This is a genomic window from Peribacillus folii (assembly GCF_030271255.1).
Taxonomy (GTDB): domain Bacteria; phylum Bacillota; class Bacilli; order Bacillales; family DSM-1321; genus Peribacillus.
Genome location: NZ_JASJOM010000003.1, coordinates 340,934 through 355,274 on the forward strand (window position 1 = coordinate 340,934; position 14,341 = coordinate 355,274).

Annotated in this window: 14 protein-coding genes; 13 read left to right on the forward strand and 1 reads right to left on the reverse strand. The window is 42.5% G+C overall.

Going from position 1 to position 14,341, the window contains the following annotated elements; all coding sequences use genetic code 11:
- Positions 1-24: 24 nt before the first annotated feature.
- Positions 25-324 (reverse strand): DUF6509 family protein, encoded by a 300-nt coding sequence (locus QNI08_RS06730; protein ID WP_285766646.1) that lies wholly within the window; start codon positions 322-324, stop codon positions 25-27.
- Positions 325-635: 311 nt separating this feature from the next.
- On the opposite strand from QNI08_RS06730, the gene QNI08_RS06735 reads away from it, so the two are divergent.
- The 13 genes from QNI08_RS06735 to QNI08_RS06795 all read left to right on the forward strand — a co-directional run bounded on the left by QNI08_RS06735 (position 636) and on the right by QNI08_RS06795 (position 14,205).
- A complete protein-coding gene (locus QNI08_RS06735) occupies positions 636-1,361 on the forward strand; it encodes a GntR family transcriptional regulator (RefSeq protein WP_285766647.1) in 726 nt (241 codons plus the stop codon).
- A gap of 148 nt (positions 1,362-1,509) precedes the next feature.
- Positions 1,510-2,610 (forward strand): BMP family lipoprotein, encoded by a 1,101-nt coding sequence (locus QNI08_RS06740; RefSeq protein WP_285766648.1) that lies wholly within the window; start codon positions 1,510-1,512, stop codon positions 2,608-2,610.
- Positions 2,611-2,819: 209 nt separating this feature from the next.
- Positions 2,820-4,355: an ABC transporter ATP-binding protein gene (locus tag QNI08_RS06745; protein ID WP_285766649.1), complete on the forward strand. Its 1,536-nt coding sequence runs from the start codon at positions 2,820-2,822 to the stop codon at positions 4,353-4,355.
- On the forward strand, positions 4,348-5,391 hold the full coding sequence (locus QNI08_RS06750; protein ID WP_285766650.1) for an ABC transporter permease: 1,044 nt from the start codon (positions 4,348-4,350) through the stop codon (positions 5,389-5,391). Before QNI08_RS06745 ends, QNI08_RS06750 begins: the two co-directional genes overlap by 8 nt.
- Positions 5,392-6,351, forward strand: coding sequence for an ABC transporter permease (locus QNI08_RS06755; RefSeq protein ID WP_285766651.1), 960 nt, complete (start codon positions 5,392-5,394; stop codon positions 6,349-6,351).
- Between the two features lie 219 nt (positions 6,352-6,570).
- Positions 6,571-7,851 carry an EF-P 5-aminopentanol modification-associated protein YfmF gene (gene yfmF, locus QNI08_RS06760; RefSeq protein ID WP_285766652.1) on the forward strand — a complete coding sequence of 427 codons (1,281 nt, stop codon included), beginning with the start codon at positions 6,571-6,573 and terminating at the stop codon, positions 7,849-7,851.
- On the forward strand, positions 7,851-9,137 hold the full coding sequence (yfmH, locus tag QNI08_RS06765; RefSeq protein WP_285766653.1) for an EF-P 5-aminopentanol modification-associated protein YfmH: 1,287 nt from the start codon (positions 7,851-7,853) through the stop codon (positions 9,135-9,137). The genes yfmF and yfmH overlap by 1 nt, the downstream gene beginning before the upstream one ends.
- A 19-nt stretch (positions 9,138-9,156) precedes the next feature.
- Entirely contained in the window at positions 9,157-9,882 is a 726-nt protein-coding gene (gene ymfI / locus QNI08_RS06770; RefSeq protein WP_285766654.1) for an elongation factor P 5-aminopentanone reductase, read from the forward strand.
- An 81-nt stretch (positions 9,883-9,963) separates the two neighbouring features.
- Positions 9,964-10,221 (forward strand): DUF3243 domain-containing protein, encoded by a 258-nt coding sequence (locus QNI08_RS06775; protein ID WP_285766655.1) that lies wholly within the window; start codon positions 9,964-9,966, stop codon positions 10,219-10,221.
- Positions 10,222-10,459: 238 nt separating this feature from the next.
- Positions 10,460-11,251 carry a DUF3388 domain-containing protein gene (locus tag QNI08_RS06780; protein ID WP_285766656.1) on the forward strand — a complete coding sequence of 264 codons (792 nt, stop codon included), beginning with the start codon at positions 10,460-10,462 and terminating at the stop codon, positions 11,249-11,251.
- Between the two features lie 18 nt (positions 11,252-11,269).
- Positions 11,270-12,178 carry a helix-turn-helix domain-containing protein gene (locus QNI08_RS06785; protein WP_285766657.1) on the forward strand — a complete coding sequence of 303 codons (909 nt, stop codon included), beginning with the start codon at positions 11,270-11,272 and terminating at the stop codon, positions 12,176-12,178.
- A 186-nt stretch (positions 12,179-12,364) separates the two neighbouring features.
- Positions 12,365-12,949: a CDP-diacylglycerol--glycerol-3-phosphate 3-phosphatidyltransferase gene (gene pgsA / locus QNI08_RS06790; protein ID WP_285766658.1), complete on the forward strand. Its 585-nt coding sequence runs from the start codon at positions 12,365-12,367 to the stop codon at positions 12,947-12,949.
- Positions 12,950-12,972: 23 nt separating this feature from the next.
- Positions 12,973-14,205 (forward strand): competence/damage-inducible protein A, encoded by a 1,233-nt coding sequence (locus QNI08_RS06795; RefSeq protein ID WP_285766659.1) that lies wholly within the window; start codon positions 12,973-12,975, stop codon positions 14,203-14,205.
- Positions 14,206-14,341 lie beyond the last annotated feature (136 nt).

Below are 14,341 nucleotides of genomic sequence, written 5' to 3' on the forward strand. Positions count from 1 at the left end.
AAAACCGGGCAGCTGCCCGGTTTTTTAATTATTCATCGCTTCATCCAAATGCTTAAGGCAGAAGGCGGCAATCATCGCTTCTTCATCGTCCTCTAAATCGAAATCGAGCGCTCCTTCATTCCCTTTTTCAAAAATATCATATTTAATCAGTTTGCCTGCTTGTTCTTCAACAGCAAAAAGCACCCGGATATATAAACCATTTTCCGAGAAGAGCTCATCCTCTTCCGGCACCTCGATATCCAGGAATAATTCGTAACGCTCCCCGGATAAAATCCCGAATGGGTCATTCAATTTTTCGATACTGTATTCTGTTATAGTTAACATCGTGTGTACATCCCTTCAAAGAAGATAACCCTATTATACAGGAAAACGGCAACTTGAGAAGAAAGCAGGCTGCGTTCCATTTGCATTCCAAAAATTTTTTTTAATCTGATTTAGGAGAATAATCGTGCAATTTTCGTTGAGTTTACTAGATTGAAAGACATAGATGAGGGTAATTCCTCCTAAATTCTTTTCTGAGAAATAGGAAAACACTATTTATTTATATGAAAAAAAATGTTATATTATTTTCGATTAGTAGGAATGATTCAACATCAGAGGTCTGATGTCTTAAGAAATTAGCTGGGGGAAACTGTATGTCAATAAAATCAGATAGTCGACATTTATACTTGCAGGTCATTGATTACCTGAAGCAGGACATTGAAGCAGGAGTCTATCAGGAAAATGAAAAATTCCCTTCTGAATTCGATCTTGCAAAAAAGCTGGGCGTGAGTAGGGCGACACTTCGGGAAGCGCTGCGAATCTTAGAGGAAGAAAATATCATCATTCGCCGCCACGGAGTTGGTACTTTTGTCAATCCAAAACCTCGTTTCACTTCAGGTATCGAGCAATTAAAAAGTGTCACTTCCATGATTGAAGAGGCAGGGATGAAGCCTGGTACGATTTTCTTAAGCTTGACGGCTCAAGAACCGACGGAGGAAGATATACGCAGGTTTTCTTGCTCACCTGATGAGCGCATCGTGATCATCGAACGTGTAAGGACAGCGAATGGAGAGCCGGTAATTTATTGTGTCGATAAAATTCCTGAATCAATACTATCAGAAAATTTCGACCGGAACGATGAGTCGCTTTTCGATATATTGGAAAGGGATGCAAATCGTAAAATTACGTATGCCGTGGCTGAAATCGAGCCTATTGGATACCATGAGAAGGTTTCTCCTATCCTTAAATGCACTCCAGAAGCGGCGCTGCTTGTTTTAAAGCAGATGCATCTCGATGATTGGGACCAGCCGATCCTGTATTCCGTTAACTACTTTAAAGCCAATATGTTCAGTTTTCATGTTCTCCGTAAACGAGTATAACCTTTATTTTTTACTTGCGGATGAATGCAAGCGCTTGTACTGAAAACAAACGTGGGTAAAAAAAATTAACGAGAAGTGAAAACGCAAACATGAATGACTTTTCAGAACATTCCTGCTCTACAAACTATGTACATTAGGGGGATAAAAATTGAAAAAGCGCAAATTTGGTCTAGCTCTATCACTTGTTCTTGCAGCTGGCACGTTATTGGGAGCATGTGGTAATTCAGAGAATGATGATAAAGATTCTTCAAATGGAAAAGACAAGAAAGATAATTTCACAGTTTCTATGGTTACCGATATTGGCGGAATCGATGACAAATCCTTCAACCAATCTGCTTGGGAAGGTCTTCAAGCTTTTGGTAAAGATAATGGATTGGAAAAAGGAAAAGACGGCTATAATTACATTCAGTCAAAATCAGATTCAGAGTATACGACGAACCTAAATACGCTAGTAAAAGAAAATTACAACATCATTTATGCGATCGGGTACGCATTGGCGGAATCGGTTGATGAGGTTGCTACACAACGCCCTAACTCCCAATTTGCAATCGTGGACAGCGTTGTTAAACAAGATAATGTTGCGAGTATCGTATTTAAAGAGCAACAAGGGTCATTCCTTGTGGGGGTTATTGCCGGTTTACAGACGAAATCAAATAAAGTCGGCTTCATCGGCGGTGTCGATTCAGAATTGATCAAGAAATTTGAAGTAGGTTTTAAAGCAGGTGTCCTTTCAGTGAATCCGGATGCGAAAATTACAGCGCAATATGCGGGGTCGTTTGGGGATGCAGCAAAAGGTCAGCAAATGGCAAATAACATGTATTCTTCTGGAATCGATATCATTTACCAAGCAGCTGGCGGAACAGGAAACGGTGTATTCACTTCAGCCAAGGAATTGAAGAAAAAAGATCCTAAAAAAGATATTTGGGTTATCGGGGTAGACCGTGACCAAAAAGAAGAAGGCGCTTTGAAAGTTGATGGAAAAGATTACAATGTTACTTTGACATCAATGGTAAAACGTGTGGATGTAGCAGTTCAAGATTTGGCGAAAAAGACAAAAGAGGGTAACTTCCCTGGTGGGGAAACGATTGAATACGGTCTTGAAGAAAACGGGATCATGATTTCGGAATCTCAAGAAAATGTTTCGGAAGAATCATTGAAAGCGGTTAATGAATACATCGAAAAAATTAAATCTGGCGAACAAAAAACTCCTGGTACTGAAAAAGAATTAAAGGAATTGGGATTTAAATAATTCAGTCAGAAATGATAAGGAATGAGAAGGCCTGTTAAAGGCCTTCTATCCTATTTCATATGTATGAAAAACCGAATGAAAGACTATGACGGATTTTGTAGTTTTTCATTTGGTTTTTTATGAAAAAAACCAAATGAGAACTATTAGGAATCTATCAATATCTCCTAGTTAGGTATCAGAATCCTCATTTCTATAGGAGTTGATTATACGTGGAACATGTAATTGAGATGCTTAATATCCGTAAAGAATTTCCAGGTATCGTTGCGAATGATAATATAACCCTTCAGGTGAAAAAAGGGGAAATTCACGCATTGTTAGGCGAAAATGGAGCTGGAAAATCCACGCTAATGAATGTCCTGTTCGGTTTATATCAGCCAGAACAGGGAGAAATTCGTGTCAATGAGCAGGTTGTTCAAATTACAAGCCCGAATATTGCCAATGACCTCGGCATCGGTATGGTGCATCAGCATTTTATGCTGGTAGATCCATTTACTGTTACCGAAAATATCATTCTAGGAAAAGAACCATCGAAATTTGGAAAGGTCAATGTAAAGGAAGCGAGTGAAGAGGTAAGGAAGCTTTCGGAACGGTACCACTTAAGTGTCGATCCGGATGCGAAAATTGCTGATATTTCCGTAGGGATGCAGCAGAGGGTGGAAATTTTGAAAACCCTGTACAGAGGTGCGGAAATACTGATATTTGATGAACCTACAGCTGTATTGACACCTCAGGAAATAAAAGAATTGATCACGATCATGAAGGCCCTGATTAAGGAAGGTAAGTCCATAATCCTGATTACCCATAAGTTAAAGGAAATTATGGAAGTATGCGATCGAGTTACGGTCATTAGAAAAGGAAAGGGCATTGGGACAGTCAATGTAAAGGAAACAAACCCTAATGAACTGGCCAGTCTAATGGTTGGAAGAGATGTCGTTTTCAAAACGGATAAATCCGCAGCAACTCCTCAAGAAGTCGTACTGGAAGTGAAGAATCTGGAAGTGAAAGATTCCCGTGGTGTATCGGCGGTCCATAACCTTGACCTTTCTGTACGTGCTGGTGAAATCATCGGAATTGCGGGAGTGGATGGCAACGGACAGTCGGAACTTATCGAGGCTCTTACGGGTTTAAAGAAAGTGACTAATGGAATTATATCACTGAACGGCAAACAAATACAGAATATGAAACCTCGTAAAATCACTGAGGCTGGAGTAGGGCACATTCCTGAGGATCGTCATAAACATGGGCTTGTGCTGGACTTTAGCATTGGGGAAAATATCGTACTGCAAACTTATTATCAAGAACCTTTTTCGTCAGGCGGCATTTTGCATTCGAAGAAAATCTTCGATAAGGCCCGCACGATCATTAAGGAATATGATGTGAGGACACCAGACGAATATACGCCTGCCAGGGCACTGTCTGGTGGTAACCAGCAAAAAGCGATCATTGGCCGAGAAGTGGATAGAAACCCTGATTTATTGATTGCGGCCCAGCCTACACGCGGGTTGGATGTCGGTGCGATCGAGTTCATCCACCGTCGGTTAATTGAACAACGTGACGCTGGTAAAGCGGTACTTCTCATCTCTTTTGAACTCGATGAAATCATGAATGTCAGCGATAAGATCGCCGTCATTTATGAAGGGGAAATCGTTGCGATTGTCGATCCAAAAGAAACGACAGAACAGGAATTGGGACTATTAATGGCTGGAAGCAAGCGTCCGGAAGCAGGTGAAAGAGAACATGTCTAAATATTTTTATAAATTAACGAGTCCCTTATTTGCCGTAATCCTAGGATTGCTTGCTGGGGCAATTATCATGTTAGTGAGTGGATATAACCCAGTTGAAGGGTATGGGGCAATGTTGGCCGGAATCGCTGGCGATTCCTATTATACTGGTGAAACTTTACGAACGATCATACCATATATCCTTGCTGGTTTAGCTGTTGCCTTCGCGTTTAGAACAGGTTTGTTCAATATTGGTGTCGAAGGTCAATTAATCGTTGGCTGGCTTGCAGCAGTATGGGTCGGGGTAGCGTTTGATCTCCCGAAAATCATTCACTTGCCATTAGCCATACTTGCGGGTGCTGTAGCTGGATCGCTTTGGGCTTTTATTCCAGGGTTCTTGAAGGCTAAATTTCGCGTGCATGAAGTAATCGTATCCATCATGCTGAATTATACCGCTTTGTATGTAACGAACTACTTAATACAAAATGTCATTTCCGATAATCAGGATAAAACGGAACGGATTGCTGAAACGGCATCCCTCCGCTCGCCGTTTTTTGAGAGTTTAACAGATTTCTCCCGACTTCATTGGGGAATCTTCATTGCGATCATCTGTGTGTTCATCATGTGGTTCATCCTGGAAAAGACGAAAACCGGTTTCGAGTTGAAAGCTGTTGGGTTCAATCAGCAGGCTTCCGAATATTCCGGTATGAGCGTAAACAAAAATATCATTTTATCCATGGTCATCTCCGGTGCATTTGCTGGCCTGGCTGGAGCGATGGAGGGTCTGGGTACTTTTGGTTATGCAGCGATTAAAGGTGGATTTACGGGAATCGGGTTTGATGGGATTGCCGTTGCCTTGTTGGGAGCCAACTCGGCAATCGGGGTTGTCCTGGCAGCTTTCTTGTTCGGCGGCCTTAAAGCAGGCGCGATCAATATGCCATTACAGACAGGCATTCCAAGTGAAATTGTTGATATCGTCATTGCATTGATTATATTTTTTGTTGCCTCCAGCTATTTTATCCGCTGGATTGTGCAACGCTTTAAGAAGGGGGCGAAATAAGTGGACTTTTATCAGGTGCTACAAATCATCATTCCGTCCATGATTGCTTACGCTGCCCCGCTGATTTTCACTGCGCTTGGTGGTGTATTTTCTGAACGATCTGGTGTTATCAATATCGGGCTGGAAGGGCTAATGGTGATTGGGGCCTTCACCGGAATCGTCTTTAACTTAATGTATGCAGATGTATTGGGAGCCTGGACGCCATGGCTTTCCGTTTTAGTCGCCATGATTGCCGCTTTGCTATTTTCAACGCTTCATGCCGTCGCTTCCATAACATTCCGCGCCGATCAAACCGTTAGCGGGGTGGCTATAAACTTATTGGCGGTAGGGCTTACATTATTTCTTGTTAAGAAGATTTATGATAAAGGGCAAACGGATATCATTGCCGAAACTTTCCCGAGGATAGATATTCCATTGCTGAGCGATATCCCTTTCATAGGGCCAATCTTGTTTTCAAACGGCTACTATATTGCTTATCTGGCCATCATTGTGGCAATCATCGTTTGGTATATCATTTTTAAAACACCATTTGGGCTTCGCCTCCGTTCGGTGGGAGAGCACCCGATGGCTGCTGATACAATGGGTGTGAATGTGACTAAGATCCGATATCAAGCTGTGCTTCTATCTGGAGCATTTGCGGGAATCGGGGGAGCAATCCATGCGACTTTATTTGCGAATGACTTTAGTCATACGACCATCAATGGACAAGGTTTCATGGCCATTGCCGCGATGATTTTCGGTAAGTGGAACCCACTTGGAGCAATGGGTGCTGCGTTATTCTTTGGTTTGGCGCAAAGCTTAAGCATCGTGGGTTCCAGCCTTCCGTTCATTAAAGACATTCCGTCCGTATTTTTATTGATCATGCCATATATCTTGACAATCATTGCCCTAACAGGATTCATTGGCCGTGCAGATGCTCCAAAAGCATCGGGACAGCCGTATATCAAAGGGAAAAGATAATGATTGCTCCGGTCAGTCAACTGTGCTGACCGGTTTTTTCGTAGGATAAAGGCAAAGGGTTGGCGGGTGGATGAAAGCAAGGGTGAAAACCTAAAAAAAGTGCCTGTTACTTGCATGATTTTTCCTTTCACATGTATATTTTAAGTAGATGTTTAAAAGGGTTCCTAAATACAAACAATAAGCTACTAAAGGTGATTCATATAATGAGGAGGATTATTCATGTCTATCGCTTCCGATATAATAAAGGAAAAAAGCGGCTACAAACTTCATGTGGTCCGTACGGATAAATATAAAACGAATACACTCGTGCTGAAGCTGAAAGCTCCCTTGACGAAGGAAAAGGTTACATATCGCGCATTGGTGCCGTATGTGCTGCAGAGCAATACGAGTAAATATCCTACAACGCCTGAGCTTCGATCATATCTTGATGAATTATACGGGGCGAGTTTCTATGTGGATGTCGCAAAAAAGGGAGAATATCAAATCGTTAGTTTCACCATTGATATCGTCAATGAAAAATTTCTTAGTGATTCCGCACCGCTTCTTGAAAAAGCTTTCGATTTATTATCGGAGGTGATCTTTCACCCGAAAAAGAATGGCGAAGCATTTGATCCTAAAACGGTTTCCAATGAAATCCGTTCCTTGAAACAGCGCCTTCAATCCATTTCCGATGATAAGATGCGCTATTCAGCGACCAGGCTTGTCGAAGAAATGTGCAAAGCCGAACCTTATGCCCTTGAAGCGAGTGGCAATCTAGAGGACTTGGAAACGATAACGCCAGAATCCCTTTTCTCTTATTATCAAAAAATGCTGGCTGAAGATGAAATCGACTTATATGTAATAGGTGACATCGTTGAATCAGAGGTGGAGGCTTTAGCTGAGAAGTATGTATCATTGAAGGATCGGGAACCGGTACGTTTGCCAAGGAATACCGGCAAGGAAGTAGGGAAAGAAAAGGAAGTCATCGAAAACTCGGATGTCAAACAAGGTAAATTGAATATCGGCTACCGGACCCATGTTGCCTATGGCGACCCTGATTATTATGCATTGCAGCTTTTCAATGGAATTTTTGGCGGTTTTTCACATTCAAAACTATTCATCAATGTCAGGGAAAAAGCCAGTCTAGCGTATTATGCCGCTTCAAGGCTCGAAAGCCATAAAGGGCTATTGATGGTCATGGCGGGAATTGAAAATGTGAATTACAAGCAAGCACTCGAAATCATTCATGCGCAAATGAATGAAATGAAGCAGGGGAATTTCTCCGAGGCTGAACTGGAACAGACGAAGGCGGTCGTAAAGAATCAGCTTCTTGAAACGATCGACGTTTCCAGGGGTCTGGTGGAAATTTTGTACCATAATGTGATATCCGGGCAAAACATTTCACTCGACGATTGGTTTGCCGAAACGGAACGGACGACGAAGGAAGAAATCGTTGCCGTAGGCAAGAAAATTCAGCTCGATACAATTTATTTCCTAACAGAAGCGGGGGTGCAAGAGTAATGGAGAAAATAGCATTCACTCAATTGAAGGAAGAACTTTTTCATGAAAAAATGGACAATGGCCTTGAGGTCTATATCCTTCCGAAAGCAGGATTCAATAAATCATTTGCGACGTTCACGACGAATTATGGCTCCGTGGACAATCATTTCAAGCCTTTGAAAGAAACGGAATTTTCTAAGGTTCCTGATGGAATTGCCCATTTTCTTGAGCATAAGCTTTTTGAAAAGGAAGATGGCGATGTTTTTCAGCAATTCTCAAAGCAGGGCGCCTCGGCAAATGCTTTCACTTCTTTTACCCGTACGGCCTACCTGTTTTCAAGCACGTCCGATTTCAATAAGAATTTAACGACCTTAATCGATTTTGTCCAAGATCCCTACTTCTCGGAAAAGACGGTAGAGAAGGAAAAGGGAATCATTGGGCAGGAAATCAAAATGTATGATGATAATGCTGACTGGCGGCTATATTTCGGGACGATTGCCAACATGTTTCATCATCATCCCGTAAAAATCGATATTGCCGGTACTGTGGAATCGATTGCCGATATTACGAAAGATATGCTGTATGAATGCTATAACACGTTTTACCATCCGAGTAACATGCTTCTGTTCGTTGTAGGACCTGTTGATGTGGAGAGTACCATGAAGTTAATCCGCGATAATCAAACTAACAAAGGCTATAATGAACAGCCTGATGTGGAGCGTAAATTTGAAGATGAGCCAAACACCGTTGCTAAGAAAAAGGAAATCTTGAAAATGAATGTCCAGACTCCGAAGGTCATGATTGGAATCAAGGCCACAGATGTTCATCTATCAGGTGTACAGCTTTTGAAAAGGGAACTGGCGACCAATATTTATTTGGAAATGCTGTTTGGCAAGAGCTCGCCTTTGCATGAGGAACTTTACGGGGAGGGGCTGATCGATCAAAGCTTTTCATATGACTATACACAAGAGCGGGGCTTTGGATTTGCATTGGTAGGCGGCGACAGTGCCAAGCCGGAAGAACTGACTAAGTCCATATTTTCGATTTTGGAAAAATCGAAAGCGGGAACGGGTCTAAATGAAGAAAGCCTGCATAGGACGATCAAGAAAAAAATCGGTTCATTCCTCCGTTCGTTGAATTCACCGGAATATATCGCCAATCAGTTCACCCGATATGCATTCAATGATATGAACTTGTTTGATGTGGTATCGGTGCTTGAAAAACTTACGATAGAAGATATCAGGAAGGTCGCGGCAGATTTAATCGCAGAGGAACGGATGACCGTCTGCGAGGTACTTCCTAAATAATAGTAGAGGGGGCTGGAATGTGGGGAAACGTTTTGCCCTTATAACTGGTGCCAGTGGAGGAATCGGCAGGGAAATTGCCATCAAGCTTGCAGAAGAGAATTATTCACTTTATTTACATTATAATAGTAATGAAGAGGCGATCATCGACTTGATAGAAGAACTGAAGCCTCACCAAGTAGAACTCATTCCCATACAAGCGGATTTGTCTACACCGGATGGGTACAAAATATTGGCGGAAAATATTTTCTCCCTTCATGCCATTGTCCTCAATAGCGGCAATAGCTATTATGGGCTCATATCAGACATGGATGACAGGGTTGTCAATGAAATGGTCCAATTGCATGTAACAAGTCCTTTCCAATTAACGAAAGCACTGCTTCCCAAGTTGATGTACCAGGAACGGGCTGCCATTGTGGCCGTCACATCCATATGGGGCCAAACAGGGGCTTCTTGTGAGGTATTATATTCAATGGTCAAGGGTGGGCAAAATGCTTTCATTAAAGCATTGAGCAAGGAAGTCTCACTCAATGGAATCCGGGTGAATGCAGTTGCTCCCGGTGCAATTTCAACATCCATGCTTGAATCTTTCAGTGCTGACGATCTGGAAATCATCAAGGGGGATATTCCAATGGGCAGGATGGGGAACGCAAATGAAGTCGCCGAGGCTGTTTTCTATTTACTTTCCGACAAGGCATCTTATATTACAGGACAAATTTTAGGTGTCAATGGTGGATGGTACACATGATTTTTTTGTATGGCATGTATAATTTTCTCCGTTCCTTCACAAAATATCTTTGTACCATTTTGAAGGAAAGGGTGACCATTCATGTCTGTATTAGACAATTGGGATCAATGGAAAAATTTCTTAGGCGACAGATTAAATCAAGGTGAGCAACAGGGATTATCCGAAGGTGCTGTCAACAACTTGGCTTTCGAAATCGGTGATTATTTGGCTAAGCAGGTTGAGCCTCAAAATGATCAAGAAAAAGTCCTTGCTGATCTTTGGTCAGTCGCCAGCGAACAAGAAAAACATGCCATGGCAAGCGTTATGGTAAAGTTAGTCGAGAACAACGGAACTAAGTAAATACCTCAAGCCAAAAGGCCCTGTTATTTATTAACAGGGCCTTTGGCTTGAGGATATGCCGATAATTATCCTCGAATATAAAAATGAAGCTTTTATGGGGTTTTTCCTTTTAACTTCTCACGAAATGCTATATTATAGAAGCTAGACAATAATTAATGCGTACAAACCTTGAAATTTACGATGGATAAGTTTTGCTCGGATGTATGGGTAAAAGCTGTTAGGCTTAAGGAGTGTTATCGTGGAGAATAAAGAATGGTATTTTGAATATGAAATCCAAGTCAACCGCCCTGGTTTATTAGGGGATATTTCATCCTTGCTGGGCATGCTGTCCATCAACATCATTACGATAAACGGTGTAGATGAAGGCAGGCGCGGTTTACTTTTAAAAGCGGAAGATAGCCGTAATATAGAAAGATTTGAATCAATCCTCCATACGATGGATACGATAAAGGTCATTAAGCTTAGGGAGCCAAAATTACGCGACCGGCTGGCAGTCAGGCATGGCCGTTATATCCAGCGCGATGCGGATGAGAAGAACACCTTTAGGTTCGTTCGTGATGAGCTAGGCTTGCTTGTCGATTTCCTGGCCGAGCTATTCAAGCAGGAAGGGCATAAATTAATCGGGATACGAGGTATGCCGCGTGTCGGCAAAACCGAATCGATCGTAGCCTCGAGCGTATGTGCAAACAAAAGATGGTTATTTGTGTCGTCCACCCTTTTAAAGCAGACCATTCGCAGCCAGCTTATCGAGGATGAATACAATAATGATAATTTGTTCATTTTAGACGGAATTGTTTCCACTCGCCGAGCAAATGAGCGGCATTGGCAGTTGATTCGTGAAATCATGAGGCTTGATGCGGTCAAGGTCATTGAACATCCTGATGTATTTGTCCAAAATACGGAATATACTCTCGAAGACTTTGATTATATTATAGAGCTGCGAAACAATCCAGACGAAGAAATAACATATGAAGTTGTCGACCAAAAAGACCAGTTTTCGGGGTCCGATTTTGGTTCCTTTGACTTTTAAAATGGCAGGTGTTTTGATTTGACTGAGTTAGGTAATCGATTAAAGGAAGCTAGGGAAGCCAAGGGCCTTAGCTTAGAAGATTTACAGGAGTTAACGAAGATCCAAAAACGTTACCTTGTTGGCATTGAAGAAGGAAATTATAGCATGATGCCTGGAAAGTTTTATGTACGGGCATTCATCAAGCAATACTGTGAAGCGGTCGGCCTTGATTCGGAAGAGATTTTTGAACAATATAAGAGCGAGGTCCCTTCCGTATACAGCGAGGAAATACCGGAACAGCTTTCAAGGGTCCAATCTCGTAAAACACTGCCTGCAGGAGATTCCAAGGTTGTTGAAATGCTACCGAAGATTTTGGCCGTCGTTTTGGTCATTGGTGCCGCCATCTTAATATATGTGCTGGTATCGAGCTACATGAGTAAACCGGATACCGCTGATAAAAAGGACGAGAAACAAAGTGAGTCCGTGGACTACGGCAAGAGTGAAGAGTTTGACAAGGAAGAAAAGAATGCAAGCAAGAAACAGGACGAAGAAAAGCAGCCAGCTTCTTCCGATGAAAAGGATAAAGTTGACCCTGATGCTAAAAAAGATGATGAAAAGAAAGAACAAAAGCTCGCGGTCATCAGTTCTAGCGGTAAAAATAGCACCTATGAATTGAAAGACACGGATACGTTCAAATTAAAAGTGACATCCACTGGCTCACCTTGGGTTGGCATTAAAAATGGTGAAGGCAAATTGCTTTACCAGGGCACCATCGACAAGGGAAAGAGTGAGGAAATTGATTTCACCAATGAAAAGGAAGCTGTCATCAATATAGGCAGGGCCTATGAAACTGATATTTATGTGAATGATGAGAAGCTGGAGTATTCCATTTCACCAACTGAAGTGAATACGCAATTGGTCACGATACAATTTACGAAAGCCGAATAGTCATCTTATAGATGACTATTTTTTCTCTAAAGATATAAAGCACGGTTTAGGCACAGCCGGCATATAAGGCTGGGTTTTGAGTTAAAGTATACATATATGCATCAAGATGGCCCATCGCCATATTTTTAGATATATAACGCATTGACCTGCCCCGAGGGGCAGGCGTGAATTTTGGAGGTAAATGTTTTGAATCTGCCTAATAAGATTACAGTAGCAAGAATTTGCTTAATACCGGTTTTTTTAATCATCATGCTCGTACCTTTCTCATGGGGGACGCTGACATGGGGGGGGCATAGCTTGCCAATTGCACATTTGGCTGGAGCACTTCTCTTCATAATCGCTTCCACGACGGATTGGATCGATGGACATTTTGCAAGGAAATATAATCTGATTACCGACTTAGGGAAGTTCCTGGATCCTTTGGCCGATAAGCTTCTTGTTTCGGCTGCCCTGATTGTTTTGGTCGACTTGGATTTGATGTACGGACAATCTTGGATTGCCATCGTCATCATAAGCCGTGAGTTCGCTGTGACGGGACTGCGTCTGGTACTTGCCGGCACGGGAGAAGTCGTAGCGGCGAACCAGCTTGGAAAAATTAAAACGTGGGCGCAAATTGTTGCGATTTCAGCATTATTGCTGCATAACCTTCCATTTGCCCTCCTTTCACTTCCGTTTGCCAATCTTGCATTATGGATTGCATTAATCTTCACGATATGGTCCGGCTTGGATTATTTCGTCAAGAACAAACAAGTATTTGTTAATTCTAAGTAAAACGGATGGGTGGTCATGTAAAGATGGATGCAGAAATCATTGCAGTAGGTTCCGAGCTACTTTTAGGACAAATCAATAACACTAATGGGAGGTTTCTATCACAGCAGTTTGCCCAAATGGGAATCAATGTTTTTTACCATACGGTGGTAGGTGATAATGACCGTCGTTTGCAGCAAGCAATCGAGATTGCGGAATCAAGGGCGAATCTGATTGTCTTTACTGGTGGGCTGGGACCCACCAAGGATGATTTAACGAAGGAAACGATTGCTCGGCATATTGGCAAGAAGCTCGTTTTTAACGATGATGCCCTTAAATCCATCGAAGCTTACTTTCAAAAACGGGAGCGGCCAATGACGGAAAATAACAAAAAGCAGGCCCTCGTTTTAGAAGGCAGTGAGGTGTTGGCAAACGATCATGGCATGGCACCGGGAATGGTCTTGTCCAAATCCGGGATTACATATATGCTTCTCCCCGGACCTCCTAGTGAAATGGAACCGATGTTTTTAAGTTATGGCTATGAATCGATCATGAATAAATTGGATAAGCATGAACGAATCGATTCGAAAGTACTCCGGTTTTTTGGCATCGGTGAAGCGGAATTGGAAACGGTGATAGAGGATCTTCTTGTCAATCAAACGAATCCGACGATTGCACCGCTTGCTGCCGAAGGTGAAGTGACGTTAAGGATTACTGCGAAGGACTCGTCCAAACAAAAATGCGAAGAGCTCATTTTAGCCGCGGAAAAAGAAATCCTGGACAGGGTCGGACGGTTTCATTACGGAAATGACAATACTTCGCTCATCAAGGAACTTGTAAAAGAATTAACGGTCCGCAAACTTTCGATCGCGGCTGCAGAAAGCCTGACCGGCGGGATGTTTCAGGAACAGCTGACAACCATTCCGGGTGCCGGTAAAGTCTTTAAGGGCGGCATCGTCAGTTATACGAATGAGGCGAAGTCGACTGTACTTGGCGTCAGCGAAGCGCTCATTTCCGAGCATGGTGTTGTCAGCGGTGAATGTTCAAAGGAGATGGCTTCCAATGTCCGGAAAATGCATGATGCGGACATAGGCATAAGCTTTACGGGTGTTGCAGGTCCTGATGAACAAGAAGGAAAGCCTGTTGGCACCGTATTCATTGGCATCTCATATCGGGATGGAAAAACTGATTGCAAAGAGCTGAATCTCTCAGGCAGCAGGGAGCAGAATCGCATTAGAAGTGTGAAATACGGCTGCCATTACTTGCTGAAGGATTTGTGAATGAGGAACCAGGGCTATAAAATCCCTGCTCATTTTGAGACAAAGGGGGTCCGGAATATTCCGGACCCCCTTTGAAATTCAACTTTTTGCCTAACTTCCTATCAAGGATGTGATGAGGCGTCGCTCATTGGGCGTC

What these genes read in the sequence shown, in the direction of transcription:
- yfmH (WP_285766653.1), top strand. Translation starts at nt 7,851, where the DNA reads ATGGAGAAAATAGCATTCACTCAATTGAAGGAAGAACTTTTTCATGAA.
- QNI08_RS06750 (WP_285766650.1), top strand. Translation starts at nt 4,348, where the DNA reads ATGTCTAAATATTTTTATAAATTAACGAGTCCCTTATTTGCCGTAATC.
- QNI08_RS06735 (WP_285766647.1), top strand. Translation starts at nt 636, where the DNA reads ATGTCAATAAAATCAGATAGTCGACATTTATACTTGCAGGTCATTGAT.
- yfmF (WP_285766652.1), top strand. Translation starts at nt 6,571, where the DNA reads ATGTCTATCGCTTCCGATATAATAAAGGAAAAAAGCGGCTACAAACTT.
- QNI08_RS06795 (WP_285766659.1), top strand. Translation starts at nt 12,973, where the DNA reads ATGGATGCAGAAATCATTGCAGTAGGTTCCGAGCTACTTTTAGGACAA.
- QNI08_RS06730 (WP_285766646.1), bottom strand. Translation starts at nt 324, where the DNA reads ATGTTAACTATAACAGAATACAGTATCGAAAAATTGAATGACCCATTC.
- QNI08_RS06775 (WP_285766655.1), top strand. Translation starts at nt 9,964, where the DNA reads ATGTCTGTATTAGACAATTGGGATCAATGGAAAAATTTCTTAGGCGAC.